Below are 25,735 nucleotides of genomic sequence, written 5' to 3'. Positions count from 1 at the left end.
TGGCGGAGGGCAAACAGCAGAAGCTCCCGGGAGAGGATTCGAACCCCTATAATCAGGACCAAAACCTGACGTCCTGCCATTAGACGACCCGGGATGGTCGAAAACGGGCAAATAGTATTACGCCCGTCGGCTGCCTACACCTTACCGGTCACGAGGTGGATCTTCATTGCCCATTCCTTTCATGATCCCTTCGATCCTCCAATAGAGACGGGTTCCACCCACGACGTGCACGGTCAGGCAGCCGTGGTAGTCGGCTCCGACGTTCTTGCGCCTACTGAGCGGCCGATGCCTCTTGATCGTGGTGGGCTGGAAGCTCTCCGCCGGCACGCCTACCCGAGCCGCCCACCACCGCACCGCAGCCGCGTCGTCCGCCGTCTCGTGGATGCTCACCCGGAACCTCCGGTCCTCGACCGGCACCTCGACGGCGTCCAGGAAACGAAGGAAGAGCGTCACCAGCAACGGATCGCTGTTGACGAATTTGATCCGGCAGTCGTTCGGACGCCAGGGCTTCGCCTTGCCACCCTCACACCAATAGATCGCCGCGCCGATCAGCAACAACTCGCGCCGGTCGAGGCGTCGCACCCAGTCCGCCGACGTGGCCACCGCCTCGACCCGGGCCGCGTCCCGCGCCGCGCGGTGCTCACTCCACTGCGCGTCGGCACGCGCCTGCTGGGCGACCCGCCGCCGCCGGCGCACCAGCTCCGGATCCAGCGGCAGATGCCGAGTCCACAGGTATGCCGTGGACTTCGAGACGTCGAGCACCCTCGCGATCTCCCCCACCGGTGAGCCGGCTCGCCGCAGAGCCAGCGCCCGCGCATGCAGCTCCGGCTTCCACCCTCGATAAGAGGGCGGGCGGGTAGCGGATTCATCACCGACGGCCACCGGCACAGATTAGAACGGGCGTACGACAGTGGCCGGTCTGACCAAGAGCGTCGCGCCTGGCAGGATGGACGGGTGACCGACGTTTCCGGCAGCGACCGCACCCGTCGGCGGCCCGTGCCGGCGGCGAAGCCCTCCCGGGTACGGATGTCCGCGACGCAGCGGCGCGAGCAGTTGATCTCGATCGCCCGGCAGATCTTCGCCGAGAAGGGCTTCGACGCGACCTCGATCGAGGAGGTGGCGGCGCGCGCCAAGGTCTCCAAGCCGGTGGTCTACGAGCACTTCGGCGGCAAGGAGGGGCTGTACGCGGTGGTGGTGGACCGCGAGGTCCGCGCGCTGCTCGACCGGATCACCACGGCGCTGACAGCGGGCAACCCGCGGGAGCTGCTGGAGCAGGCCGCGCTGACGCTGCTGACCTACATCGAGGAGGAGACCAGCGGGTTCCGGGTGCTGGTCCGGGAGTCCCCGCTGATGTCGGCGACGGGAAACTTCAGCAGCGTGATGAACGACGTGGCGCACCAGGTGGAGCACATCCTGGCGGGCGAGTTCTCCATCCGGGGGTACGACCCGAAGCTGGCGGAGCTGTACTCCCAGGCGCTGGTGGGCATGGTGGCGCTGACCGGCCGCTGGTGGCTGGAGGTGCGCAAGCCGCGCAAGGAGGCGGTGGCGGCGCACCTGGTGAACCTGGCCTGGAACGGGTTGTCGCACCTGGAGTCGAAGCCGGGGCCGATCCCCCGGGGCTGACGCCGCTCGAGCGCAGCAGCCGCCTCAGCCCGCGCGACGGCCGCTTCAGCGCTCGCCGATGGTGTGGTAGCGGCGCTGCCGTTCCTCCTCGGCGTGCTCCGCTGTGCCGACCTTGTCGTAGAGGCCGGTGGCGAGCAGGACCAGCCCGAACAGCAGTGACACGATGACTGTCGACATGGAGAAGTTCAGGAAGTTCGCCGAGGTCTGCAGCACCGACATCATCAGGATGCCGGTGACCAGGAAGACCGCGCCGGCGGTGAGGTTCATGTAGTGGCCGAGGTTGTCACGGCGGGACGCCCCGACCAGCAGGACCGCGCCGAAGACCACCGAGACCAGCGAGAAGGCCAGGTTGGTACGCAGGCCGAGCGCCCAGTCGCTGTCCCGGCCGAACAGTCCCTCGCCCCAGGTCTGGAAGACGCCGAAGACGCCGAAGACCAGGATGTAGAGGCCGATGAGCCCGGACAGCACCCGGTAGAGCGGCCGCGCGGGGTGGTTCACCGGGAAGTGCGCCATGATGCCCTCCAGCCGTGTGACTGATTCGGGGCAATTGTCGCTTGGGATGTCCGTCGGCGTCCGGAAAACACCGAAGGCCCGGCGCGCTGCGCCGGGCCTTCGGGTACGAGACGGGATCAGAGCACCAGGCGGGCCTTCTGCCAGGCCTCGTGCTCGTCGTCGGAGCCGACCTTGCCGTACATGCCAACCATCAGGAGCACCAGCGACAGGGTCAGGACCACGACGTCGGTCATGATCGAGAAGTTGAAGATGTTGGCGTCGGTCCGCAGGAACGCCAGCGCGGCCAGGCCGATCACCATCAGCGTGTAGGCCAGCCACTGGTTGATCGCCACGTCGAGGTTGCGGCCGATCGCGGTGCCGGCCAGGATCACGACGCCGACCAGCACCGACAGCAGCGAGAACGCCATGTTGGTGCCCTGGCCGAGGACCTTGGTGTCGTCCTGGGCGAGGAAGTCGTTGCCGGCGCCGGCGATGATGCCGAGGCCGCCGAAGACGACGAAGTACAGACCAACGAGCCCGCCGATCGCCCGGTAGATCGGCCGCGCGGGGTGGTTGACGGGGGTGTGGGCCATCTCTGCGTCTCCAAAAGACCGTTCGGACGAGGGTTCCACAGGTGATTGTCCCGTACGCCGGTCAGTGACGCCGCACACCCCCCACCCCGGCGGCAGGTCAGCCGCCCGGGAGCTCCTCGGCGAGGGACAGCCAGGTCTCCTCGGTGCGGTCCCGCTCGGCCCGTACCTCCTTGAGCTGGGCGTCCAGTTCGGCGACCCGGGCGTAGTCGGTGGCGTTCGCGGCGAGCTGCTCGTGCAGGCCCGCCTCCTTCTGTTCGAGCTTGGCGATCTGCCGTTCCAGCCGGTTGAGTTCCTTCTTCGCGACGCGTACCTCGGCCGCCGACATGCCCTCGCGCGCCTGCGCCGCCGTGGCCGGGGTGAGGTCGGCGGGCGCCGGGCCGCCGGTCGCGGCGGCGCGCGCCAGGTACTCGTCGACGCCGCCGGGCAGGTGCACCAGCCGGCCGTCGCCGAACATGCCGTACGCGACGTCGGTGACCCGCTCGATCAGGTAGCGGTCGTGACTGGCCACCACGATGGTGCCGGGCCACGAGTCGAGCAGGTCCTCCAGCGCGGCGAGCGTGTCGGTGTCCAGGTCGTTGGTGGGCTCGTCGAGCAGGAGCACGTTCGGCTCTCCGGCGAGCAGCCGCAGCATCTGCAGGCGACGGCGCTCGCCGCCGGACAGGTCGCTCACCGGGGTCCAGAGCCGCTTGTCGTCGAAGCCGAAGATCTCGGCGAGCTGGGCGGCGCTGATCTCCCGGTCGCCGAACTGCACACGCCGGGCCACCTCCTCGACGGCTTCCAGCACGCGCAGGTGGCCGGGGAGTTCGGCGAGTTCCTGGGACAGGAACGCGGGCCGGACGGTCTGCCCGGCGGCGAAGCGCCCACCGTCGGGGCCGGTCACCCCGGCGAGCATCCGCAACACCGTGGTCTTGCCGGCGCCGTTGCGGCCGAGGATCGCGACCCGGTCGCCGGGCCCGACCTGCCAGGTGGTGTCGTGCAGGATCTCCTTCGGGCCGGCGTGCAGCCGGACGTGTTCGAGGTCGTACACCTGCTTGCCGAGCCGGGCGGTGGCGAGCCGTTGCAGCGACATGGTGTCGCGGGGTTCCGGCACGTCGGCGATGAGCGCGTTCGCCGCGTCGATGCGGAACTTGGGCTTGGAGGTCCGTGCCGGCGCGCCCCGGCGCAGCCAGGCGATCTCCTTGCGGAGCAGGTTCTGCCGGCGGGCCTCGGTGGCGGCGGCGACCCGTTGCCGCTCGACGCGGGCCAGCGTCCACGCGGCGAAGCCGCCCTCGTACGCCCGGACGGTCTGGTCGGCGACCTCCCAGGTGGTGGTGCAGACGGCGTCGAGGAACCAGCGGTCGTGGGTGACCACGACGAGCGCGCCCTTGCGGGTGACGAGGTGCCGGGCCAGCCAGTCGACGCCGCCGACGTCGAGGTGGTTGGTGGGCTCGTCGAGGACGAGCAGGTCGGCGTCGCGGACCAGCAGCGCGGCGAGCGCGACCCGGCGGCGTTCGCCACCGGACATCGGGCCGACCGGCGTGTCCAGGCCGAGGTGGGGCATGCCGAGGCCGTCGAGGATCGCGCGCACGCCCGCGTCGCCGGCCCACTCGTGCTCGGCGCCCATGCTCTCGCCGAGCCAGGCGGTGCCGAGCACCACGTCCCGCACGGTGAGGTCGGGTGCGAGGTCCAGGCGCTGCGGCAGCCAGGCCACCCGCAGGTCGCGGCGGTGCGTGACACGGCCGTCGTCGGGTTCCTCGGTGCGGGTGAGCAGGCGCAGCAGCGTCGACTTGCCGGCGCCGTTGAGGCCGACCACACCGACCCGGTCGGCGTCGTCGAGGCCGAGCGAGACGTCGGTGAGCAGCGGCCCGGCGGCGCCGTACCCCTTGGACACCCGGTCCAGGTTGACGATGTTGGCCACTGACCCACCCTTCACGACTCAGGCGTCCCGGGGGCCCGGGACGCCTGAGTCAAGGGTACGGGTCGTCAGACCACGCGGGCGCCGGCGACCGGACCGTGCGCGACGCGAGCCTCCCGGCACACCCCGGCGGCGGTGATCTCGGCGGCGATCCGGACGGCGTCGGCCTCGCCGGTGGCGAGGAAGACGCAGGTGGGCCCGGAGCCGGAGACGATGCCGGCGAGCGCCCCTGCGGCCTCGCCGGCCTTGAGCGTCTCGGCCAGCGACGGGCGCATGGTCAACGCGGCGTCCTGGAGGTCGTTGCCGAGCGTGGCGGCGAGCACCCGCGGGTCGCGCTGGCGCAGCGCGGCGAGCAGCGCGTCGGTGCTGCCCAGCGGCGTTCCGGCGGCTCCGGCGTCACGCAGCCGGTCCAGTTCCCGGTACGCGGCCGGGGTGGACAGGCCGGCGTCGGCGATCGCCACCACCCAGTGCCAGGAGGTGGGGCGGGCCAGCACCGGGCTGACCGCCTCGCCCCGGCCGGTGCCGAGCGCGGTGCCGCCGTGGATGAGGAACGGCACGTCCGAGCCGAGGTCGGCGGCGATGCCGGCCAGTTCGTCGCGGGACAGCCCGGTGCCCCAGAGCGTGTCGCAGGCGACGAGCGCGGCGGCGGCGTCGGCGCTGCCGCCGGCCAGCCCGCCCGCGAGCGGGATCTGCTTGCGCAGGTGCAGCCGGGCGTGCGGGGCGACGCCCGCGTAGCCGGCGAGCGCGTGTGCGGCGCGCAGCACCAGGTTGGTGTCGTCCAGGGCCAGCTCTCCGGTGCCCTCGCCCTCCATGGTGAGGGTGAGCGTGTCGCCGCGACGGGCGGTCAGCTCGTCGTAGATGGAGATCGCGTGGTAGACGGTGTTCAGCTCGTGGTAGCCGTCACGCCGCAGCGGCCCGACCCCGAGGTGCAGGTTGACCTTGGCGGGCACCCGCACCTTGACCGGCCCGCTGGACCCGCGCCGCTGCCCGTCCTCGTCCTCCGGTCGCCATGCCTCGGTCACCGGGCGGACTCCACCGGACGTGGGCGGATGTCGAACGGCTTCGGCACTGTCAGCTCCTCGGCGGGGGGTCGGACAACGGCGCCAGCCTACTGCTCGCCGCCGAGGGCGTCCGGGGCCGACGCGGCGATGGCGGCGAACTGCTCGACGGTGAGCGATTCGCCCCGGGCGCCCGGATCCACGCCGGCGGCGGTGAGCGCCGCGGCGGCCCGGTCCGCGCCACCGGCCCAGCCGGCCAGGGCGGCCCGCAGCGTCTTGCGGCGCTGTGCGAACGCGGCGTCGACGACCGCGAAGACGGCCCGCCGGGGTACGTCCGGCCGGGGCGGCTCGCGCCGGGTGAACGCGACCAGGCCGGAGTCGACGTTCGGCACCGGCCAGAACACGTTCGGCGGCACCTTGCCGGCGGCGCGGGAACGGGCGTACCAGGCGAGTTTGACCGACGGGATGCCGTACACCTTGGAGCCGGGACCGGCGACGAGCCGGTCGGCGACCTCCTTCTGCACCATCACCAGGCCGTGCCGCAGCGTGGGCAGCTCGGCGAGCAGGTGCAGCACGACCGGCACGGCGACGTTGTAGGGCAGGTTCGCCACCAGCGCTGTGGGCGCCGGGCCGGCCAGGTCGTCGGCGGTGACCCGCAGCGCGTCGGCCGGGTGGACGGTGAGCCGCTCGGCGGCCGCCCCGGCGAAGCGGGCGGCGGTCTCCGGCAGCGCGGCGGCGAGCGCCGGGTCGAGTTCCACAGCGTGCACGTGCGCGGCGACCGGGAGCAGGGCGAGCGTGAGCGAACCGAGCCCGGGGCCGACCTCCAGCGCCACGTCGTCGGGGGTCAGCCCGGCGGTGGTGACGATCCGGCGCACTGTGTTCGGGTCGTGCACGAAGTTCTGGCCGAGTTTCTTGGTCGGCGTGACGCCGAGGCGCGCGGCGAGTTCCCGGATCTCCGCCGGGCCGAGGAGTCCGGTCACGCCCCGTAGCGTAAGCGCCCCCGCCCGCGGAGAAGGAAGGGCCCCTTCTTAACGCCTCGCGATATGGAGGGGCCCCTTCTTAACGCCACGGACCGAACGCGCTCAACGCCACGGGCCGAACGCGCGCTCACCGTTCGTGGACAGGGCGGCGCAGAGGGCGTCCACGTCGGTGCCGGTGGTCTCGGCGAGGAAGCGAACCGTCAGCGGGATCAGGTACGACGCGTTGGGCCGTCCCCGGTACGGCATGGGGGTCAGGTAGGGCGCGTCGGTCTCGACGAGCATCTGCTCCGGCGGGGTGACGGCGGCGGCCTCGCGCAGCGCGGCGGCGCTGCCGAACGTGACGGTGCCGGCGAAGCTGAGCAGGAAGCCGCGCCGGACGCACTCGCGGGCGAAGTCGGCGTCGCCGGAGAAGCAGTGCATGACCACGGTGTCCGGGGCGCCCTCGTCGTCGACGACGCGCAGCACGTCGGCGTGCGCGTCCCGGTCGTGGATGACCAGCGCCTTGCCGTGCCGCTTGGCGATGGCGATGTGTGCCCGGAAGCTCTCCTCCTGCGCGGCCCGCCCGTCGTCGCCGGTACGGAAGAAGTCCATCCCGGTCTCGCCGACGCCGCGGACCCGGTCCCGGCCGGCGAGCGTCTCGATCTCGCGCAGCGCCTCGTCCAGGTCGGCCAGCCGGGGCGCCTCGTTCGGGTGCAGCGCGACGGCGGCGAGCACCGGGGCGTACCGGTCGGCGACATCGGCGCTCCACCGGGACGAGTCGACGTCCACCCCGACCTGGACGAGCCGGTCCACGCCGGCCCGGGCGGCGACGTCGATCGCGGCGGCCACCGGGTCGTCACCGGAGGTGCCGCCGGGAGGCATGCCGAACTCGCCGACGGTGATGTCGAGGTGGGTGTGGCTGTCCGGCACGGGTACGGGCAGCGGCTCGGGGGCGGGCGGGAACTCCCCGGCCCGGCGGGCGGCGCGCTGCTTGCGGGTCTCGGTCTGCTCGGTCATCGCGGCCAGCATCACACACCCGCCCGGGGCGGCGTTCCCGGACCGCCATCGGCTGTTCACGTGCCCCACATCTGGCGGGCTTAGCGTCCTCCGGTGACCGTCACCGACCAGGCCGGCGGGCCCGCCTCCGACCGGGCCGGGTTGCGCGTGACGTACGGCGGCCGGGTGCATCCGGCCGAGGAGATCGCCCGGGGCGCGGCGTACGAGTTGTTCAGCGCCGACGAGGCGCCCGGTTTCGAGTGGTGTCCCCGGCCCGGCAACGGCTATCCGTGGCGCCGGTTCGTGCACGCGACCGAGGTCGACGCGGTGCACGGGGGCGCCGGTTCGGCCGACGACACGGACGCGCCGCTGCTGATGCCGGTGCACCGGGACCGGGGCTGGGCGTACCTGCACCAGCTCAGCCAGCAGCCTGGTGCGGCGGCCGATCCGACGCTCGCCGCCGTGCGGGCGTCGGCGGTGATCCGGCCGGGTACCCGGATGGTGAAGGTGCTCTCCGCCCGGCAGCTCGCCGGGTACGTGCGGGGCGTGCTGCCGCACGGCTTCTGCTACCGGGAGCACGACGTGGCGCACCTGCGGACACCGGCCGGGATGGCGGTGCTGCGGGGCGACTCCGAGGGCGGCGACGTGGCGTACGCGCTGCGCTGGCGGGCCGCCGACCCGGCCGACTACGACGTGCCAGTGGGCCCGGAGCACCGGGGGCTCATGGCGTTACCGCCCCGGGACCGGCTGGGACCGCCGGTGCTGGGTACCGGTTTCGTGCCGAGCGACGGGCAACTCGTACCGGAGTTCGTCACCCGGGAGTTCGCCGACCTGCCGATGCCGGCGAACGCCACCCTGCTCGCCTATCCGGCCGACGGGGTGGAGGTGGTCCTCTACACCTACCAGGCGGAGCAGCGGGGCTGGCTGCGCCTGGCCGGCCCGCAGTGGCGGCACCTGCTCGCCGCGGTGCCGGGTCTCTCCGCCGACCAGGAGTACGTGCCGACCGGCGAGGCGCCGCACTCCACCCGGCTCGTCGGCACGTACGCGGGGTCGGAGTACGAGGCGGTGGCCGACCAGCCGGGCGGGTTCCGGGTGCTGGCGATGACCCGGGCGGCGGTACCCGGTGGACGCGGCGGCCCGGCGGGTACGCACGGCGGCCTGGCGCGGGGTGCAGTGCCTGGTGCTGCGGGAGGAGGGCGGCTGGCTGCGGTTGCGGCTGCGCCGCCCGGATCCGGACGCGGTGGTCGCGACCGGCGCGCAGTGTCTGGAACGCGGCGTGTACGAGGTCTGGGCGCCGGGTGCCGAGCTGACCGACGACCGGGTGGTGGACCTGCCCTATCCGGCCCGGCACGAATAGCCGGGGGCAGGTCGGGAAGGCGTGCGGGGTCCGAGAACCCGCGCGAGGGGGAATCCCGACATGCCTTTCGTCACCGTCGGTACGGAGAACTCCGCACCCATCGACCTGTACTACGAGGATCACGGTTCCGGTCAGCCGATCGTGCTGATCCACGGTTTCCCGTTCAACGGGGCGACCTGGGAGAAGGTGAGCGGTCCGCTGCTGAACGCCGGATACCGGGTGATCACGTACGACAGGCGTGGATTCGGCAATTCCGCGCAGCCGGCCATGGGCTACGACTACGACACGTTCTCCGCCGACCTGGACGTGCTGATGACCGAACTGGACCTGCGGAACGCGATTCTGGTCGGGCACTCCATGGGCACCGGTGAGGTGACCCGCTACCTGGGCGCGTACGGGTCGGACCGGGTGGACCGGGCGGTGCTGATCGCGCCGTTGGCGCCGTACCTGCTGAAGACCGCCGACGACCCGCAGGGGGTCGACAAGAGCATGTTCGACGGATTCCAGCAGGCCGTCCTGGCGGACCGGTTCGCCTATCTGACCGCGTTCTGCGACGCGTTCTTCGACTCCGGCGGGAAGCGGGACCGGGCGGTCAGCGACGAGGCGTACCACGCCCACTGGCAGATCGGGGCCCAGGCGTCGGCGAAGGGCACCCACGACTCGGTGGACGCCTGGCTCACCGACTTCCGCCCCGACCTGCCGAACATCGACGTGCCGGTGCTGATCATCCAGGGCGACAAGGACGCGGTGCTGCCGTACCCGGCCACGGGCCAGCGGCTGGTGGACATGCTGTCCGACGCCCGCCTGGTCACGTTGCCCGGCGCGCCGCACGGCATCCCGTGGACCCACCCCACCGAGATCAACAAGGCGCTGATGGAGTTCATCGGCAAGCCGCGCATGGCCCGCGCCTGACCGGCGCACACGACCGCGGCCCGGGGAGATCCCCGGGCCGCGGCTCGCGCGTGTGCTCAGCCGGCCAGGCGGGCCAGCTCCTCCTCGACGATGGACGGGTCGAGCTTGCGGAACACCGGCTTCGGCGCCGCGAGCGGCCGGCCCACTTCCAGGGGTACGGACTCCCAGCGCGCCCCGACCGTGTAGTCACCGGTCAGCACCGGGTACGACGGGCCGCCGTCGAGGTCGTCGACCTCCTCGACGACAGGCATCGGCGCGTGCACGCCGGTGCCGCCGAGCAGCTCGTGGATCTTCTGGGCGGAGTGCGGCAGGAACGGGGTGAGCAGCGTGTTGGCGTCGCTGACCACCTGGAGCGCGACGTGCAGGATGGTGCCCATCCGGGGCTTGTCGTCAGCGCCCTTGAGCTTCCAGGGCGCCTGCTCGGAGAGGTACTTGTTGGCCTCGGCGACGACCTTCATGGCCTCGCCGATGGCCTGCTTCTGCCGGTGCCGGGCGATCAGGTCGCCGACCACCGCGAAGCCGGCCTTCGCGGTGTCCAGCAGCGCGTGGTCGGCCTCGGTGAGCCCGGCCGGGTCGACCGGCGGGATCACGCCGAAGTTCTTCGCCGCCATGGACACGGACCGGTTGACCAGGTTGCCCCAGCCGGCGACCAGCTCGTCGTTGTTGCGGCGCAGGAACTCGGCCCAGGTGAAGTCGGTGTCGTTGCTCTCCGGGCCGGCCACCGCGATGAAGTACCGCAGCGCGTCGGCGTCGTAGCGCTCCAGGAAGTCCCGGACGTAGATGACCACCTTGCGGGAGGAGGAGAACTTCCGGCCCTCCATGGTGAGGTATTCGCTGGAGACGACCTCGGTGGGCAGGTTGAGCCGGCCCAGCTCGCCCGGCTCGCCGTCGCGGGCGCCCTCACCGGAGTAGCCGCCGAGCAGCGCCGGCCAGATCACCGAGTGGAAGACGATGTTGTCCTTGCCCATGAAGTAGTAGGAGCGGGCGTCCTTCCCTTCCCCGTCCGCCGACCACCACTTGCGCCACGCCTCCGGGTCGCCGGTGCGCCGGGCCCACTCGATGGACGCGGACAGGTAGCCGATGACCGCGTCGAACCAGACGTAGATCCGCTTGTCCGGGCGGTCGCGCCAGTCGTCGAGCGGGATCGGCACGCCCCACTCCAGGTCGCGGGTGATGGCCCGGGGCTGGAGGTCGTCGAGCAGGTTGCGGGAGAACCGCAGCACGTTCGGGCGCCAGCCCTCGCGGGTGTCCAGCCACTGCCGCAGCGCGCCGGCCAGGGCGGGCAGGTCGAGGAAGAAGTGCTCGGTCTCGACGAACTCCGGCGTCTCCCCGTTGATCTTCGACTTGGGGTCGATCAGGTCGATCGGGTCGAGCTGGTTGCCGCAGTTGTCGCACTGGTCGCCGCGCGCGCTGTCGTAGCCGCAGATCGGGCAGGTGCCCTCGATGTAGCGGTCGGGCAGCGTCCGGCCGGTGGACGGGGAGATCGCCCCGGTGGTGACCTTCGGGACGATGTAGCCGTTGCGGTGCAGCCCGGTGAACAGCTCCTGCACCACCGCGTAGTGGTTGCGCGTGGTGGTGCGGGTGAACAGGTCGTACGACAGGCCCAGCGCCCGCAGGTCCTCGGCGATCACCCGGTTGTAGCGGTCGGCCAGTTCGCGCGGGGTGACCCCCTCGGCGTCGGCCTGCACCTGGATCGGGGTGCCGTGTTCGTCGGTGCCGGAGACCATGAGCACGTCGCGACCGGCCATCCGCATGTACCGGGAGAAGACGTCGGAGGGAACGCCGAATCCGGATACGTGGCCGATGTGGCGCGGGCCGTTGGCGTAGGGCCAGGCGACCGCGGCGAGAACGTGACTCATGAGCAGCAAGCCTAGTGATTGCCGTGGGCGTGCCGCGAACCAATGGGGTGCGCGCTCCGACCGTACGTCCGATTTGTCGCCGACACGCGGCGTGCGCTGCCCGAAAAGCCGGACGTACCGGTGTGAAATGAACATCGTGACCAGCAGACCAGCGGCGCCCGAGCCGTCGGCGGCCGCCACGCGGCGGGCGGCGCGGCCCACGCCGCCCGGCGCACCCGTCGCTCCGCAGCCACGGCTCGACCCGGCGGACCCGCCGGTGGAGGTGGAGCCGACCACCGGCGCGCCGGTGGACGCGGTGCCGAACCGGGTGCCGGTACGCCAGCCGCGCTGGCAGCGCGAGGCCGCGCCGTCCGGCGGCTGGGCGCCGATCGAGGAGGTCCACTGGGACGGCACGCCACTGCGCGACGAGCCGCGCCCGCGTCCCGGCCGGCCCCCGGCACGGCGGGAACGCGCCCGCCCGGCCGCGCCGCCGAGCCCGCCCGCCGGGCTGGCCGTGCTGCTGACGCTGAGCCTGCTCGCCGCGTTCTTCGCCTGGGTGAGCGCCGGGCCGTTCTGGCTGGCGGTGGGGCACTCGACCGGCGGCACCGTGATGATCACGGAGTGCGCGGGCGGCGGGCTCACCCAGCGCTGCCGGGGCATCTTCTCGGCCGACGGCGACCGGTTCCAGGCCCACGGGGTACGGGTCAGCGGCGTACCGGCCGGACGCACCGACACCGGGAGTTCGCTGCGGGCGCGGATGACCGGGCCGGGCGGGTCCACCGCCTACGCGGACACCGGGGTCGGACGGCACCTGCGCTGGCTGCTGGGGCTGGCCCTGGTGGCCGGCTGCGCCGCCGGGATCGCCAGGTGGACCGGGGCGACCCGGCTCGTGGACGAACGGCAGCGACGCCGGGCGGTCGGTCTGGCGCTGGCCGGCCCGCTGCTGATCACCGCCGGCTTCCTGGCCGCCGCCTGGTGAGGCGAGGTGTTGAGAGGGGCCCCCTCCTCTACCGCAGGCGTTAAGAAGGGGCCCTTCCTTTCAGCTGTGCACGACGGCGTACACCTCGCGCCGCCGCAGCCCGTACGCGGTGGCGACCTCGGTGATCGCGTCCCGCCGGGACAGGCCGGCCGCCTCGCGCTCGGCCACCGCGGCGCGCAGCGTCTCGTCGTCCGGCCGGACCGCGGGCATGGCCGGTGCGCCCGCCACGACGAGCGTGATCTCGCCCCGCGGATCGCCCTCGGCGGCCCACCCGGCCAGTTCGCCGAGCGGCCGGCGGACGACCTCCTCGTAGGTCTTGGTCAACTCGCGGCAGAGCGCGGCGGGCCGGTCCCCGCCGAACGCCTCGGCCAGGTCGGCGAGCGCACCGGCGATGCGGTGCGGCGCCTCGAAGAACACCAGCGTGCGGTCCTCGGCGGCGAGCGCGCGCAGCCGGGAGCGGCGGGCACCCGGGGTACGCGGCAGGAAGCCCTCGAAGCAGAACCTGTCGCAGGGCAGCCCGGACAGCGCCAGCGCGGTGGTGACGGCGCTCGGCCCGGGCGCGGCGGTGACCGGCACACCGGCGTCCAGCGCGGCCCGGACCAGCCGGTAGCCGGGGTCGGAGACGCTCGGCATGCCGCCGTCGGTGACCAGCGCGACCGTGTAGCCGGCGGCGAGCACCTCGGCCAGCTCCGGCGTACGCCGCTCCTCGTTGCCCTCGAAGTACGAGACGATCCGGCCGGGCACCGTCACGTCCAGGTCGCGGGCCAGCCGGGTGAGCCGCCGGGTGTCCTCGGCGGCGACCACGTCGGCGGCGGCCAGCACCTCGCGGAACCGGGCGGACGCGTCGGCCGGATTACCCAGCGGCGCACCGAGCAGCACGAGCCGCCCGACCTCGGACATTTCCCCCACTGCGTGCGCTCCCTCATCGACGGCCGTACCAATTTCGGAGACGACAGACGCCACCGGGCACCCTCGCAGCCTACGATCGCCGGGTGACGAGTGCGTCGACAGCACAGAGCGCGAGCCCGGACCCTTCCACCACCGACCGGGGCGACGGCGCCGGGCGCGGGCTTCCCGCCGCCGTACGGCGCCGGCTCGCCACCGTCGACGACCGCATCGGCCGAGGTCAGGCGTGGCTGGCGACAGCTGTGGTGGTGGGCATCGCGGCGATCCTGCGCTTCGTGGGGCTCAGTTTCCCGCCCGGGAAGATCTTCGACGAGACCTACTACGCCAAGGACGCGTACGGGCTGATCGACCGCGGCTTCGAGTGGAACTACAAGGACAACGGCCCCTCGTACGTGGTGCATCCACCGCTGGGCAAGTGGATGATCGGCATCGGCGAGTGGGCCTTCGGCTACCAGGACGCGGACAGCGGCGTCTCGGTGCCGGGCCACCTGATCACCACCTCGCCCGAGTTCGGCTGGCGGTTCGGAGCGGCGGTGGCCGGCACGCTGTCGGTGCTGCTGCTGGTCCGTGTCGGGCGGCGGATGTTCCGCTCCACGGTGCTCGGCTGCGCGGCCGGCCTGCTGCTCGCGCTCGACGGCTACCACCTGGTGCTGTCCCGCACGGCCATCCTCGACATCTTCCTGCTGCTGTTCGTGCTCGCCGCGTTCGGCGCGCTGGTGCTCGACCGGGACGCCCGGCGGCGGCGCTGGGCCCGGGCCCTGGAGGGCGGGCTCGACCCGACACAGCCGGGCCGGGCCGGCCGTCCGTCGTCGGGCTGGCGGGACTGGCCGTGGTGGCGGCTGGCGGCCGGTGTGCTGCTCGGCTGCGCCTGCTCGGTGAAATGGAGCGCGCTCTACTTCGTACCGGCGTTCGCGTTGCTGGTGCTGCTCTGGGAGGTGGGCGTCCGCCGCTCGTCCGGGGTACGCCGGCCGTGGCGCGACGCCGTGCTCGACGAGCTGCCGTGGCTGCTCGCCGCGGGCGTGCTGATGCTCGTGACCTACGTGGCGACCTGGTCGGGCTGGCTGCTCGGCCAGGACGGCTACTACCGCCTGGCGGAGCGCTACCCGAACAACCCGGAGCTGAGCGACACCCCGTTCGTCGGCGCGCTGATCAACCTGTGGGAGTACCACAAGGCGGCGTACGGCTTCCACACCCAGCTCGACGACCCGCACAAGTACCAGTCCTGGCCCTGGCAGTGGCTGCTGCTCGGCCGCCCGGTGGCGTTCCACTGGTCCGGGGACGGCAGTTGTGGCGCGCCGAGCTGCGCCTCGGAGGTGCTGCTGCTGGGCACGCCGCTGCTGTGGTGGTCGTTCCTGCCGGCGCTGGCCGCGACCGCCTGGCTCGGCCTGGCCCGGCGTGACTGGCGGGCGGGCGCGATCCTGCTCAGCGCCGCCGCCGGCCTGCTGCCCTGGTTCTGGTTCGCCCTCGACGGCCGGACGATGTTCTCCTTCTACGCCGCACCGGCGGTGCCGTTCCTGGTGCTCGCGGTGGTCTACGTGCTCGGCGCGATCGCCACCCCGGCGCCGGTGACGAACACGGCCGCGCCACCGGACCCGCAACAGGTCCACGACCGCCGGCTGGTGGGCGGGATCATCGCGGGCGCATACGTGTTGCTCGTGGCGCTCTGTTTCGCGTACTTCTACCCGATCTTCGTGGGCCGGGTGCTGCCGTACGCGGACTGGTCGGCGCGGATGTGGATGGACGGCCGCTGGATCTGACGCGGGACGCCGGGGACTGCGCGGCGCCGGGCACAAAGAAGCGCGCCCCGATCGCCTGCCACGGGGGAAGCGGGCGATTGGGGCGCGCAAGACAGAGCTTAACCACACTCCGGCAACGGCACAACGGGTGCGGGCCGGTCAGATTTCCGACGAGTGCACCACCGGCCGAAAGGTTTACATGGTGCAGCTAACGGTGGGTGGCCGCGTGCGAGCGTGACGGCCCCGGCGGACGCCGGAACGGGCCCTCGGAGGGCACCTCCGACCCGGATGATCTTCCAAAGTGGGTCTCACTACACTTCGCCCGGTGATCAACAAGAGACGATCGACGGCCGTCCTCATCGGACTGCTGGCGGCGGCCGCGATGATCGGGCCGAGCCCCGCCGGGGCCGACGACGAGACCACCGAGCCCGTCGCCGAACCACCCAAGGTCGAGCTGGTCCTCGACGTCAGCGGATCGATGCGGGCCCGCGACATCGACGGCCGCAGCCGGATCTCCGTCGCGCAGCAGGCGTTCAACGAGGTCGTCGACGCCCTGCCGGACGAGACACAGCTCGGCATCCGGGTGCTCGGCGCCACCTACCGGGGCAAGGACAAGAAGCAGGGCTGCCTGGACACCCAGCAGATCGTGCCGGTCGGCCCGGTGGACCGTACCCAGGCCAAGGCCGCAGTGGCCGGGCTGCGCCCGACCGGTTTCACACCGGTCGGGCTGGCGCTGCGCTCCGCCGCGCAGGACCTGGGCACCGGCAGCACCGCCCGCCGGATCGTGCTGATCACCGACGGTGAGGACACCTGCGCGCCGCCCGACCCGTGCGAGGTGGCCCGCGAGCTGGCCGCCCAGGGCACCCGCCTGGTGGTCGACACGCTCGGCCTGGCGCCCGACGAGAAGGTACGCAAGCAGTTGCTCTGCATCGCCGGCGCGACAGGGGGCACCTACACCGCCGCGCAGAGCGCCGACGAGCTGACCGGCCGGATCAAGCAGCTGGTCGACCGCGCCCGGGACACGTACACGGCCGCTCCGGCTGTGGTGGGCGGCGGCACGGCGTGCGAGGGCGCGCCGCTGCTCGCCCCCGGCGTCTACAGCGACCGGGAGGCGTTCTCCGAGCACCGCTGGTACCGGGTGCCGGTGCGTCCCGGGCAGGAACTGCGCGCCTCGGTGAGCGTCGCGCTGGACCGGCCGGTCAACCCGGACTACGGCGTGCTGCTGCGCGCCACCGCGCCGGACGGGCGGGAACTGGTCCGGGGCGTCGACGCCGGCAGCGGGCGTACCGACGTGGTCTCCGCCGGGCTGCGCTGGTCGGCCGCCGAAGAGGAGGAGGACGGGCCGAGCCCGGAGCCGAGCGCCGGCGGGGAGCAGGCCGTACGGACCGTCTGCCTGGTCGTCAGCAACTCGTTCGCGGCCAAGCCCGGCACCCAGGCCCGGCCCGGCATGCCGGTGGAACTGACAGTGGACGTGGTGGCCGCCTCTCCCGCGCCGGACGGGCCGGATCTGGGCCGCGGCTGGGTGCTGCTGCTCCTGCTCACGCTCGCCGGACTGCTCACCGGGCTGGTCGCCGGACTGCTCACCCGCTGGTGGGTGCACACGTGGAGGGTGAACTGAGCATGCGTACGCTGATCCGCGCCGCGGCGGCGACCACCGCCGTCGGACTCGCCCTCACCCCGGCGGCGGCCCTGGCCGCGCCCAGCCCGTCACCGGGCGCGACCACGGTGACCAAGGCCGGCACCTCGTTCCTTACCGCCACCACAGTCACCGCCGGCCAGCCGGTGCAGGTGGGCGCGTCGACCGGCGACCACCTGTACTGGTCGTTCCGCGCCGACGCCGGGCAGGTGCACGAGGTCACCGCGACCGTCACGTTCCCGAAGCCACGCAGCGGCGCGTCCACCTGGGCCGTCGACGTCTTCGACGGGCTGCGCCGCCGGCAGGCGTGCACGGCGGGCGCGCAGACCCCGACCGCTGACGCGTCGGCGACGAGCGTCGCGCTGGGCTGCACGCTGCGCCGGGTACGGCCGTGGGCCGAGCCCTGGTCGGGCGACCCGCTGCCCGGCACCTACTACGTCCGGCTCTCCGTCACCGACCTGCCCGAACCCGACCTCGGCCTGCCGATCGACGTGGAGATGCTCGTCGGCGCGACCGACGAGGGCGGCGCGTCCGGCGACGACGGCGACCTGGCCGCGCCGCTGGTACCGAACACCAGGGCCGGCACCGTGCTCAGCGCCGAGCCGACGCCCGAGCCGGTGGCCGACGAGGAGATCGACCTGACCGGGTGGCTCCCCGAGGCCGGATCACGCTGGGTGTGGACCACAGTGGGCGGCGTGCTCGCCGCCGTGGCCGGCGTGGTCGGCTTCGGGCTCACCCGGCGGCCGCGCCGCCCCTGAGGACCGCAGCCGGTGGCCGCCGCGAACCCGACGCGGCGGCCACCGGACGCGCTCACGCCTCAGCGGTACGCGGGCCGCGCGGCACCCAGCCGATGAACCGGTCCTGGAGCGCGGTGACCGGCACGGAACGCAGATCCTGCGTCGCCGCGGCGAGGCAGGATCCGAGATAGACGCTCAACGACGCCCGGTCCACCTGGTACTCGCGCAGCAGGTGATGACGTTTCGTGGCGCAGGGCCAGTCGTCACCGCACGAGCCGCAGGTCCAGTCGGGGGTCACCGGCGCGTGCTCGCCGCCGGTACTCCCCGAAACCTCCGCGCCAGGCGTCATCGGCCGCTCCTTCCGAGTCGGGAATGGTGGTGATGGACCGGTTGCCTCCCCGCAACGTGCCTTCAGCGCAGCGGCATGCCCAAGCGTTACGGTACGTTCACCGCGTGTCCCCGTCATCCACCTCTCGTGCGTGATCTGCTTCCGGCCGAGGTCGCCGTGGCGGTGGCCGGCGCGGCCGACTGGGCCGGTGAGCTGCTCCCGGCCGAGCTGCCCGCCCTGGGCGAGCGCGCGGTACCCGGCCGGCGGCGCGACTTCACCGCCGGGCGGGTCTGCGCCCGGCGGGCGCTCGGCGCGCTCGGCCTGCCCGCCACGCCGGTGCCGGCCGGCGCCGACCGGGCCCCGATCTGGCCGCCCGGCGTGGTCGGCGCCATCACCCACACCCGCGACTACTGCGCCGCAGCAGCCGCCCGCGCCACCGGCGTGCGCGCCGTCGGTATCGACGCCGAGCGTTACCGGCCGCTCTCCCCGGGGGTACGCCGGAAGGTGTGCCGCCCCGACGAGGAGGCGGACCTGGCCCGGCTGCCGCCCGGCACGCCCTGGCCGACCGTGTTGTTCAGCGCGAAGGAGACCGTCTACAAGGTCTGGCACCCGCTCGTCGGCACGTGGCTGGGCTTCGCCGACGCTCGCGTCGTGCTCGACCCGGAGACGGGCACCTTCCACGCCGCCATCGCCCCGGCCCGGCTCGCCGCCGCACCGGTGCCCGATCCGCCGTCAGCGGTGACCGGACGGTTCGCCGTGGACGACGACCTGGTCCGCACCGCGGCCGTCCTGCTCCGTCGATGAGGCACTGCCGGGCGGGTTGTGCCCGGCTTGTACCGTCGTTCCGACTGAAATTCCGAAGGCGCCCAAGGAGTACGGTGAGCCACCCTCAGCCTCCGTCCGGGTCACCGGACCCGAACCAGCAGCCGCAGGAACCGCCGACGCAGGCGTTCCCCACCGCCCCGATGCCTCCGGTGCCGGGCAACCCGTACGCGCCACCGCCCGCTCCGACCTCGGGCTCGCCCTACCCGCCGCCCTCGGACGCGCCGCAGCCGCCCCTCCCGGGCGCGCCGTACCCGCCGCCGGGCAGCGAGTACCAGCAGCCGGGTGCCGCGTACCAGCCGCCGGGCGGTGCGTACCCGCCGCCAGGTGGCGAGTATCAGCCCCCGGGCGCCGCGTACCAGCCCCCGGGCGGCGAGTACCAGCAGCCGGGTGGCTACCCGCCGCCGGGTGGTGGCGCGTACCCGCCGCCGCCCGGAGCGCCCTTCGGACCGCCGGCGAAGAAGTCGAACAAGAACGTCTGGATCACTGTCGGCATCATCGCGGTGATCCTGCTGCTGCTGTGCTGCGGTGGCGGCATCTTCGCCATCTACAGCGGCGCGAAGAAGACCCAGGAGGCGATCGACTCGCTGCCCACCCCGGGCGTCACCTACGGCCAGCCCACAGGTGACACACCGACGGGCGCTCCCACCGGCACGCCGCAGCCAGGCAACAGCGACGACAAGACGTTCAACATGCCGGCCGGCGACAAGCTGGTCGTCAACGACGACCGGGGCACCATCGAGATCACCGTCGGCAACTTCCGGACCAGGAACGCCGCCTGCAGCGAGGTCATGCCCGGTCCGAAGAACGGCATGTTCCTGATCGCCGACGTGACCGCCGAGATCACCAAGGGCACCGGCTCGATCAACCCGTTCTACTTCACCTGGGTCGCAGCGGACGGCACCGAGGAGAGCGGCATCGGCGGCGCCTTCTCGGGTTGCGGCAAGCTGATGACCTCGGGCACCAACCTGCCCGAGGGTTCCAAGCGCAGCGGCCAGCTCATCTTCGACGTGAAGGACCAGAACGGCGTCGTGGAGTACAAGCACCGCTTCCGTTCCGCCGGGTCCTGGAAGCCCTGACCCGAACGAGACCCCGCACGGGGGCCGGTCCACTACGGACCGGCCCCCGTGTCCGTTCGGACGGCGCCGGCAGCCGAACGGACATTTCCATGTGCGCGAGCCGGCCCTCGGTCGCCAGGCTCGGAGCATGGCGAACGAGACGACGATCCCGCTGCTGCCGTGCCGCTCCCTGGACGACGTGGCGCCCTTCTACCAGGCCCTCGGCTTCGAGGTCACGTACCGGCAGGAGCGCCCGAACCCGTACCTGACGCTGCGGCGGGAGGATCTCCATCTGCACTTCTTCGGGATGCCGCAGTTCGATCCCGCCGACTCGTACGGCTCCTGCCTGGTGGTGGTGGACGACCTGGTCGACATCCACCGGTCCTTCACCGACGGCATGCGTGCCACGTACGGCAAGGTGCTCGTCTCCGGCGTGCCCCGGATGACCCGGCCCCGGCCCCGCCGCAACCAGGAGGGCCACTTCGGGTTCAGCATCGTCGATCCCGGCGGCAACTGGATCCGGTTCGTCGGCCGGAGCGGTCCCACGGAGACCGACGACAGGGGCGGGCTGGCCCGTACGCTGCAGAACGCGGTGGTGCAGGCCGACTCCCGCGGCAATCCCCAGCAGGCCGCGCGGATCCTCGACGGCGTGCTCGCCCGCCCGGATGCCGCCGACGACCCGGCCGTCCTGGTGGAGGCGCTGGTCTACCGGGCGGAGCTGGCGCTGCAACTCGACGAGCCGGAGTCCGCGCGGGAGCTGGTGCGGCAGGCCCGCTCGGTCCCGCTGGACGACGGATCGCGCGACGCGCTGGCCGACACGCTGCGGCACGCCGAGGACCTGATCGCGAGCATGCCGCCCGCATAGCAGCCCGGCGTTGGCGGCCCGGGTCGAAGCGGCGCGGCCGGCTCGGTCGCGGCAGCAAAGCCGCCCGGGTCGAAGCGGTGCGGCCGGCTCGGGTCGCGTGGCGGAGGCGGGCCGGTGGCGGCGGTTTGCCGGCCGGGTCAGCGGGGACGCGACGCGACAGGTGGCGAGCGCCGCCACGCGACGATCCGGGGAGGCGGCATGAGCGTCGAGCGCGCGAAGAACGACCTGGAGGACCTGGCCGGTCCGGCCCGGGCGCGGCTCGGTGACCTGAACCAGGACGAACACGCCGAAGCGGACCGGGTACGCGAGCAGGACGAGATCCGGGGCAAGCGCCCCGGCGAGCACATCCAGGCGGACGCCCGCGACGCCGACGACAACTTCTCCGCCTGACCCTGCCCCGCCGGAGATCTTGGTACGAAACGGCCCCTCCGCCGAAACCTTCCAAGATCTCCCCGGACTGGCGTGGATGGGCAGTGTCGCCTGGTGGGGCGACTCGTGGCACCAGCAGCCGACCCCGATGACGCTCACCGGCGCGGCGGACGGGGTGTCGGCTGTCGAACTGAGCGCCGAGTACGGCGGCGGCTGGGGATGGCGGATCGTCCTCGACACCGCCGACCCGGCCCTCCTGCGGCTGCGGATGGAGAACGTCGTCCCCGCGGACCAGGCCGGGCCCGGCACACCGGCCGGGCCCTACCCCGCGATGCTCACCGAGGTGGGCCGGGCCTGAGCCCGATCAGGCGTCGAGGATCTCCCGCAGCCGGCGTGCGAACGCCTCCGGCTGCCCGGCGTGGCCCATCCCCTCGCCGAGGAACCCGCCGTGGTGGCTCGGGAAGACCGCGGCCTGTCCGCCGAGCAACTCGGCGGTGGCCACCGACGTCCGCGCGGTGAGGGTCTCCGCCGACTCCTCGCCCACCGCCACCACGACCCAGGTGGGCGCGGCGCGCAGCGCGTCGACGTCCGGCCGGTAGACGGTGACCGCCGCGGACCGGTCGGAGAGCAGTGGGTCGTCCCGGCTGCCGTCGTCCTCGGCCGGCATCCCGAACGCGGCCGGGTCCGGCGCGGGCTGCGCGAAGTAGTCGTCGGTGAACTCGCCGCGCCACGACGTCATGACGATGAACGCCGCCATGCCGGCACCCCAGCCGTTCTTCCGGTACGCCTCCTGGCAGGCGGCCATGGCCCGGCCGGTCGCCTCGGCGTCGGGGAGCAGCGTGACCAGCGGCGGCTCGTGCGCCACGAGCGTGGTCACCACGTCCGGGTAGGCGGCCACCAGGGCGAGCGCGGTCACCGCGCCGCCGCTGCTGGCGAACATGTCGACCGGGCCCACGCCGAGGGCGTCGACGATGTCGCGTACGTCCCGGGCCTGCACCTCGGGCAGCGAGTCGTTCCGGCCGTCCTTGCGGACGCTGCGGCCGAGCCCGCGCGGGTCGTACGTGATGACGGTCCGGTCCGGGAAGTACGACGCGAGCGTGGTGAAGCCGTCGGCGCACATGGGCTGAGCGATCATGAACAGGGGACGGTGCCCGGCTTCGGCCGCCGTGGGGGCGTGGACGTCGTAGACCAGGTCGACCTCGGGCGTCTGGAGAGTGAGCGTCTTCATGCCTGTGTCGACCGGCGCCGGCCCCGGAAATCATCGGTCCGGCGCACACGTGTTCCGGGCGCGGCTCGCGGCGGTGTCGACGCCCACCGCCGCGAGCAGTGCCGTAGCGGTCAGCTCACCGTGCCGGTGACGGTGCTGCCGGACTTGGTCACGTAGTAGGTCAGCTTCGTGCCGCTCCAGAAGTGGAACGTCAGCGTGACCCGCTGGCCGTCGTTGACCTCGGCGAAGAACTCCGGCTTCAGCGCGATCGTGTTGCCGGTGTAGTTCGGCGCGAACGTCACGTCGAACTCCTTGTACGAGGTCCAGTTGTGCGGCCCGGCGTTGCTGCCGTCGGCGTACTTCGCCTCCATCGTGGCCAGTTGGTCACCGCGGAACTGCGCCGGCAGCGTGAACGCGGCGGTGGTGCCCGTGGCGTTGGAGAGCACCGGCGGGTCGTACGTGATGATGCTGATCCGCCACGGCACGCCCGCGGAGAAGCGGGCCTGGAGGTTGGCGTTCACCCCGTACGCGCGGGAGCCGACCAGCCGGGTCAGCGCCGACGCGGTGAGCGTCAGGGTGCTGCCGGAGACCGTGTAGTCGGTGCCGTTCACCAGGTCGGTGGTGCCCTGGCGCAGCCCCTGGAACGTGGTGCCGTTCAGGTTGAGCGTCAGGCTCTTGGCGGTGATCGTGCCGGTGCGCGGCACGTACACCTGGTCGCTGGACGCGGTGCCGGAGCGGGTCGTCCAGCTCGACTTGATCTGCGCGAACAGCTCGGGGTCCTTCCACACGAACGACGTGCGGTCGAAGTGCTGGCCGTTGTCCCAGAGCTGGGTGGTCAGCTTGCGGCTGCGTGCGTAGTGGCCGAGGAACTCGAAGAACTTGAGCTTCTCGCCCTGCTCGATGGTGCCGGTGTGGCGGTCGAAGCCGAGCAGCCCGTACTCGCCGATGATCACCGGGATGTTGCGTGTGACGAAGGCGTTGTAGACCCGGTCGAACTGGTCGGTCAGGTCCTGCTGCACAGTCGCGTCGAACCGGGTTCCCCCGGCGACGTTCACGCTGAACGGCCAGTACCCGTAGAAGTGCACGGTGGCGATCAGGTTCGGGTCGTTGAGCGCGTTGAACGTGCTGACCAGCTCGTTCACCCGGGCCTGCTCGGCCGAGGTGTGCAGGGTCGGCAGGACCAGCAGCCGGGTGGCGTTGCCGCCGCCGGACTGGCGGACGACGCGGTGGAACGAGGTGTTCAGCTCGTTGAGCAGCGTGGCGTTCTGCGCGTCGCCGGAGCTGCCGGTGAACTGCGGCTCGTTGACGCTCTCGAAGGTCAGTCTCGGCGAGGAGTCCTTGAACGCGGCGGCGATCTGCGTCCAGAGCGCGTTGTAGCGGTTCAGCACGCCTGTGCGGTCGGTGGGCATCGTGTTGATCCACTGCCACGAGTCGTGGTGGATGTTGAGCACCACGTAGAAGCCGTCGGCGAGCGCCCAGCCGACCACCTCGCGTACCCGGTTCAGCCAGGCCGCGTCGATCGTGTAGTTCGGCGCGGCGCCGTGGTGGTTGCTCCAGGTCACCGGGATGCGGATGCTGTTGAAGCCCTGCGTCCGGACGTTGTCGAGCAGCGCCTCGGTGACCCGCGGGTTGCCCCATGCGGTCTCGTCCGCGCCGACCGCGTCGAAGGAGTTGCCGAGGTTCCAGCCGGGCTGCATGGCGGCGACGGCGGCCATGGCGTTGCCGGCGGGCGGCGGGGTCGTGGGCGGTGGCGTGGTGGGCGGCGGGGTGGTCGGGGGCGCAGTGGTCGGCGGTGGCGTGGTGGGCGGCGGCGGGGTGGTCCCGCCGACGCCGCCGGTGCAGGCCACGCCGTTGAGGGAGAACGCGGCGGGCGCGGTGTTCGCGCCGGACCAGGAGCCGTTGAAGCCGAACGAGACGCTGCCGTTGGTGGCGATGGATCCGTTGTAGCCGACGTTCGTGGCGGTGACGTCGGCGCCGGAGGAGGTGACTGTGGCGCTCCATGCCTGGGTGACCCGCTGGCCGGACGGGAACGTCCAGCGCAGGTTCCAGCCGTTGATCGGGTCACCGAGGTTGGTCACGTCGACGTTCGCGGTGAAGCCGCCGGGCCACTGGCTGGCGGTCGTGTAGGTGACGCGGCAGCCGGCCGCCGCCTGGGCGTTCGTCGCCATCACGGCGGTGCCTGTCACGAGTGCCGCGGCGGTCGCCGCGACCAGGCCGACCCGCAATCGGGCGGTACGGGGAGAGCGGAACATGGTGGTTCCTTCGTGGTGGGGTGGGGCGCGTGGACGGGGAAGGCGGGGCGCGCACCCGCCCAGCGCGAGAGTAAGTTTGGATTCCAAACATTGTCAATCGGCAGATGTGGATGCGGGCGGCCGGCGGGCGCATCAGGCCGGCGGCGTCTCGACGGTGAGGTGCGCCGACAGCGCGCGCAGGAAGTCCGGCGCGTCGAAGATCCGCCCGGCCGACGCGACACCGGCCGCCCGCGTCCGCCCGGTCAGGATCCGGTGGACCGCCTCGACCGCGAGCGGTGCGCTGATCGCGTAGATGTCCTGCCCGTGGGCCACCACCCGCCGGCGGACGTCACCCGCACGCACCACCACGTCGACTGTGAACGTCTGGGCCGACCGGCCACGCTCGTCCACGGCGGCCGGCGCCTCCCCGGCGGCCAGGTCGCCCGCCGCGTTCACCGTCATGTACGTGCACACCTCCGGGATCTCCAGGTGGCTCGGCACCGTCACCACGTCGGCCATGGTGAACTCGCCCAGCACCGGCCGGACGCCGAGCGGCGCCGGGAACTCCCAGTCCCGCCGGGGCAGGTCGCCGTCGGCGTACACCAGGCGCCCGCCGGCGAAGCGGACCCGCCGGCCGTCGCGGCGCTCGCGCGAGACGACGCCGGAGGCGACCGTCCCGGCCGTCGGGTGCCAGCTGCTCAGCCCGTACGCGACGTGCGCCTCGTCGGCCGCCGTCCAGTCCCCCATCGCGGTGGTGACCAGCAGGTCGCCGAGCCCGCCGAAGAACGCCATGGCGGGCACCACCGCGACTCCGGCGTTCTCGGCACGCTCGGCGTGGTGCGCGAACGTGTCCCGGTTCGCCTCGATCTCGGCCGCCACGTCGACGTAGAGGATCCCGGCCCGCAACGCGGCCCCGATCAGCGGCCCGGCGGTCGAGGCGAACGGCCCGGCGCAGTTGACCACCGCCGCCGCCCCGGCCAGCGCCCGGTCCAGCGAGGCCGGGTCGTCCACCGATGCCACCCGGTGCTCCACCTCCGGGAAAGCCGCCGCCAGCTTTCCCGCGTCGCGTCCGAGCGGCAGCGGCTCGTAGCCCCGCTCTCGCAGCTCCGCCACCACGAACCGTCCGGTGTGGCCGTACGCCCCGAACACCGCCACCTGCATGATGGTCCCCCTCGAAGATCGACTGGAATGATCCTCGC

Annotated in this window: 24 protein-coding genes, 1 tRNA gene and 1 pseudogene; 12 read left to right on the top strand and 14 right to left on the bottom strand. The window is 72.7% G+C overall.

Annotation, left to right across the window (positions count from 1 at the left end; genetic code table 11):
* Positions 1 to 23: 23 nt before the first annotated feature.
* Together O7622_RS07840 and O7622_RS07835 are read right to left on the bottom strand one after the other, a co-directional pair.
* A tRNA-Gln gene (locus O7622_RS07840) sits at positions 24 to 94 on the bottom strand.
* A 47-nt stretch (positions 95 to 141) separates the two neighbouring features.
* Positions 142 to 882 (bottom strand): helix-turn-helix domain-containing protein, encoded by a 741-nt coding sequence (locus O7622_RS07835; protein ID WP_348774054.1) that lies wholly within the window; start codon positions 880 to 882, stop codon positions 142 to 144.
* Positions 883 to 954: 72 nt separating this feature from the next.
* Here O7622_RS07835 and O7622_RS07830 point away from each other — a divergent pair, with 72 nt between their 5' ends.
* On the top strand, positions 955 to 1,623 hold the full coding sequence (locus tag O7622_RS07830) for a TetR/AcrR family transcriptional regulator (protein ID WP_282312602.1): 669 nt from the start codon (positions 955 to 957) through the stop codon (positions 1,621 to 1,623).
* A gap of 45 nt (positions 1,624 to 1,668) precedes the next feature.
* Here O7622_RS07830 and O7622_RS07825 read toward each other — a convergent pair whose 3' ends face one another.
* The 6 genes from O7622_RS07825 to O7622_RS07800 form a co-directional block, all read right to left on the bottom strand.
* Positions 1,669 to 2,136, bottom strand: coding sequence for a DUF4383 domain-containing protein (locus O7622_RS07825; protein WP_282312601.1), 468 nt, complete (start codon positions 2,134 to 2,136; stop codon positions 1,669 to 1,671).
* Positions 2,137 to 2,252: 116 nt separating this feature from the next.
* The gene (locus O7622_RS07820; protein WP_282312600.1) at positions 2,253 to 2,708 is read right to left on the bottom strand and encodes a DUF4383 domain-containing protein; all 456 of its coding nucleotides are present in this window, start codon (positions 2,706 to 2,708) and stop codon (positions 2,253 to 2,255) included.
* A 97-nt stretch (positions 2,709 to 2,805) separates the two neighbouring features.
* Positions 2,806 to 4,605 carry an ABC-F family ATP-binding cassette domain-containing protein gene (locus O7622_RS07815; RefSeq protein WP_282312599.1) on the bottom strand — a complete coding sequence of 600 codons (1,800 nt, stop codon included), beginning with the start codon at positions 4,603 to 4,605 and terminating at the stop codon, positions 2,806 to 2,808.
* A gap of 65 nt (positions 4,606 to 4,670) precedes the next feature.
* Positions 4,671 to 5,624, bottom strand: a complete 954-nt coding sequence (locus O7622_RS07810) for a 4-(cytidine 5'-diphospho)-2-C-methyl-D-erythritol kinase (protein ID WP_282312598.1) — start codon at positions 5,622 to 5,624, stop codon at positions 4,671 to 4,673.
* Between the two features lie 86 nt (positions 5,625 to 5,710).
* Positions 5,711 to 6,580, bottom strand: coding sequence for a 16S rRNA (adenine(1518)-N(6)/adenine(1519)-N(6))-dimethyltransferase RsmA (gene rsmA / locus O7622_RS07805; protein ID WP_282312597.1), 870 nt, complete (start codon positions 6,578 to 6,580; stop codon positions 5,711 to 5,713).
* 102 nt (positions 6,581 to 6,682) lie between these two features.
* Positions 6,683 to 7,588, bottom strand: coding sequence for a TatD family hydrolase (locus O7622_RS07800; protein ID WP_282314076.1), 906 nt, complete (start codon positions 7,586 to 7,588; stop codon positions 6,683 to 6,685).
* A gap of 81 nt (positions 7,589 to 7,669) precedes the next feature.
* Between O7622_RS07800 and O7622_RS07795 the strand changes: the two are divergent.
* Together O7622_RS07795 and O7622_RS07790 are read left to right on the top strand one after the other, a co-directional pair.
* Positions 7,670 to 8,912: pseudogene (locus O7622_RS07795) on the top strand (hypothetical protein).
* 60 nt (positions 8,913 to 8,972) lie between these two features.
* Positions 8,973 to 9,824 (top strand): alpha/beta hydrolase, encoded by an 852-nt coding sequence (locus O7622_RS07790; RefSeq protein WP_282312596.1) that lies wholly within the window; start codon positions 8,973 to 8,975, stop codon positions 9,822 to 9,824.
* Between the two features lie 56 nt (positions 9,825 to 9,880).
* On the opposite strand, the gene metG is transcribed toward O7622_RS07790, so the two are convergent.
* On the bottom strand, positions 9,881 to 11,683 hold the full coding sequence (gene metG, locus O7622_RS07785; protein WP_282312595.1) for a methionine--tRNA ligase: 1,803 nt from the start codon (positions 11,681 to 11,683) through the stop codon (positions 9,881 to 9,883).
* A 127-nt stretch (positions 11,684 to 11,810) separates the two neighbouring features.
* Here metG and O7622_RS07780 point away from each other — a divergent pair, with 127 nt between their 5' ends.
* Positions 11,811 to 12,641 carry a hypothetical protein gene (locus tag O7622_RS07780; protein ID WP_282312593.1) on the top strand — a complete coding sequence of 277 codons (831 nt, stop codon included), beginning with the start codon at positions 11,811 to 11,813 and terminating at the stop codon, positions 12,639 to 12,641.
* A gap of 60 nt (positions 12,642 to 12,701) precedes the next feature.
* Here the strand turns inward: O7622_RS07780 and rsmI are convergent, their stop codons facing one another.
* Positions 12,702 to 13,550 (bottom strand): 16S rRNA (cytidine(1402)-2'-O)-methyltransferase, encoded by an 849-nt coding sequence (gene rsmI, locus O7622_RS07775; RefSeq protein WP_282312592.1) that lies wholly within the window; start codon positions 13,548 to 13,550, stop codon positions 12,702 to 12,704.
* Positions 13,551 to 13,633: 83 nt separating this feature from the next.
* On the opposite strand from rsmI, the gene O7622_RS07770 reads away from it, so the two are divergent.
* The 3 genes from O7622_RS07770 to O7622_RS07760 all read left to right on the top strand — a co-directional run bounded on the left by O7622_RS07770 (position 13,634) and on the right by O7622_RS07760 (position 17,677).
* A complete protein-coding gene (locus O7622_RS07770; RefSeq protein WP_282312591.1) occupies positions 13,634 to 15,304 on the top strand; it encodes a phospholipid carrier-dependent glycosyltransferase in 1,671 nt (556 codons plus the stop codon).
* A gap of 304 nt (positions 15,305 to 15,608) precedes the next feature.
* Positions 15,609 to 16,901: a VWA domain-containing protein gene (locus O7622_RS07765; protein WP_282312590.1), complete on the top strand. Its 1,293-nt coding sequence runs from the start codon at positions 15,609 to 15,611 to the stop codon at positions 16,899 to 16,901.
* A gap of 2 nt (positions 16,902 to 16,903) precedes the next feature.
* Entirely contained in the window at positions 16,904 to 17,677 is a 774-nt protein-coding gene (locus O7622_RS07760; RefSeq protein WP_282312589.1) for a peptidase, read from the top strand.
* Between the two features lie 52 nt (positions 17,678 to 17,729).
* Here O7622_RS07760 and O7622_RS07755 read toward each other — a convergent pair whose 3' ends face one another.
* Complete coding sequence (locus O7622_RS07755; RefSeq protein ID WP_282312587.1) at positions 17,730 to 18,005, bottom strand: hypothetical protein; 276 nt, start codon at positions 18,003 to 18,005, stop codon at positions 17,730 to 17,732.
* Between the two features lie 126 nt (positions 18,006 to 18,131).
* Here O7622_RS07755 and O7622_RS07750 point away from each other — a divergent pair, with 126 nt between their 5' ends.
* From O7622_RS07750 to O7622_RS07730, 5 genes are all read left to right on the top strand, one after another.
* The gene (locus O7622_RS07750; RefSeq protein WP_282312586.1) at positions 18,132 to 18,788 is read left to right on the top strand and encodes a 4'-phosphopantetheinyl transferase superfamily protein; all 657 of its coding nucleotides are present in this window, start codon (positions 18,132 to 18,134) and stop codon (positions 18,786 to 18,788) included.
* A 74-nt stretch (positions 18,789 to 18,862) separates the two neighbouring features.
* Complete coding sequence (locus O7622_RS07745) at positions 18,863 to 19,885, top strand: hypothetical protein (protein WP_282312584.1); 1,023 nt, start codon at positions 18,863 to 18,865, stop codon at positions 19,883 to 19,885.
* Positions 19,886 to 20,012: 127 nt separating this feature from the next.
* The gene (locus O7622_RS07740; RefSeq protein WP_282312582.1) at positions 20,013 to 20,729 is read left to right on the top strand and encodes a VOC family protein; all 717 of its coding nucleotides are present in this window, start codon (positions 20,013 to 20,015) and stop codon (positions 20,727 to 20,729) included.
* Between the two features lie 198 nt (positions 20,730 to 20,927).
* The gene (locus O7622_RS07735) at positions 20,928 to 21,119 is read left to right on the top strand and encodes a general stress protein CsbD (protein WP_120571734.1); all 192 of its coding nucleotides are present in this window, start codon (positions 20,928 to 20,930) and stop codon (positions 21,117 to 21,119) included.
* Between the two features lie 76 nt (positions 21,120 to 21,195).
* Complete coding sequence (locus tag O7622_RS07730; protein WP_282312581.1) at positions 21,196 to 21,456, top strand: hypothetical protein; 261 nt, start codon at positions 21,196 to 21,198, stop codon at positions 21,454 to 21,456.
* A gap of 6 nt (positions 21,457 to 21,462) precedes the next feature.
* Here the strand turns inward: O7622_RS07730 and O7622_RS07725 are convergent, their stop codons facing one another.
* From O7622_RS07725 to O7622_RS07715, 3 genes are all read right to left on the bottom strand, one after another.
* Positions 21,463 to 22,326 carry an alpha/beta hydrolase gene (locus O7622_RS07725; RefSeq protein WP_282312580.1) on the bottom strand — a complete coding sequence of 288 codons (864 nt, stop codon included), beginning with the start codon at positions 22,324 to 22,326 and terminating at the stop codon, positions 21,463 to 21,465.
* Between the two features lie 110 nt (positions 22,327 to 22,436).
* Positions 22,437 to 24,557 (bottom strand): cellulase family glycosylhydrolase, encoded by a 2,121-nt coding sequence (locus O7622_RS07720; protein WP_282312579.1) that lies wholly within the window; start codon positions 24,555 to 24,557, stop codon positions 22,437 to 22,439.
* 132 nt (positions 24,558 to 24,689) lie between these two features.
* Entirely contained in the window at positions 24,690 to 25,697 is a 1,008-nt protein-coding gene (locus tag O7622_RS07715) for a saccharopine dehydrogenase NADP-binding domain-containing protein (protein WP_282312577.1), read from the bottom strand.
* Positions 25,698 to 25,735 lie beyond the last annotated feature (38 nt).

The organism is Micromonospora sp. WMMD1076 (genome assembly GCF_029581475.1).
Classification (GTDB): domain Bacteria; phylum Actinomycetota; class Actinomycetes; order Mycobacteriales; family Micromonosporaceae; genus Micromonospora; species Micromonospora aurantiaca.
The sequence above is the reverse complement of the archived record's forward strand: the minus strand, read 5'-3'. Positions and strand labels throughout refer to the sequence as shown.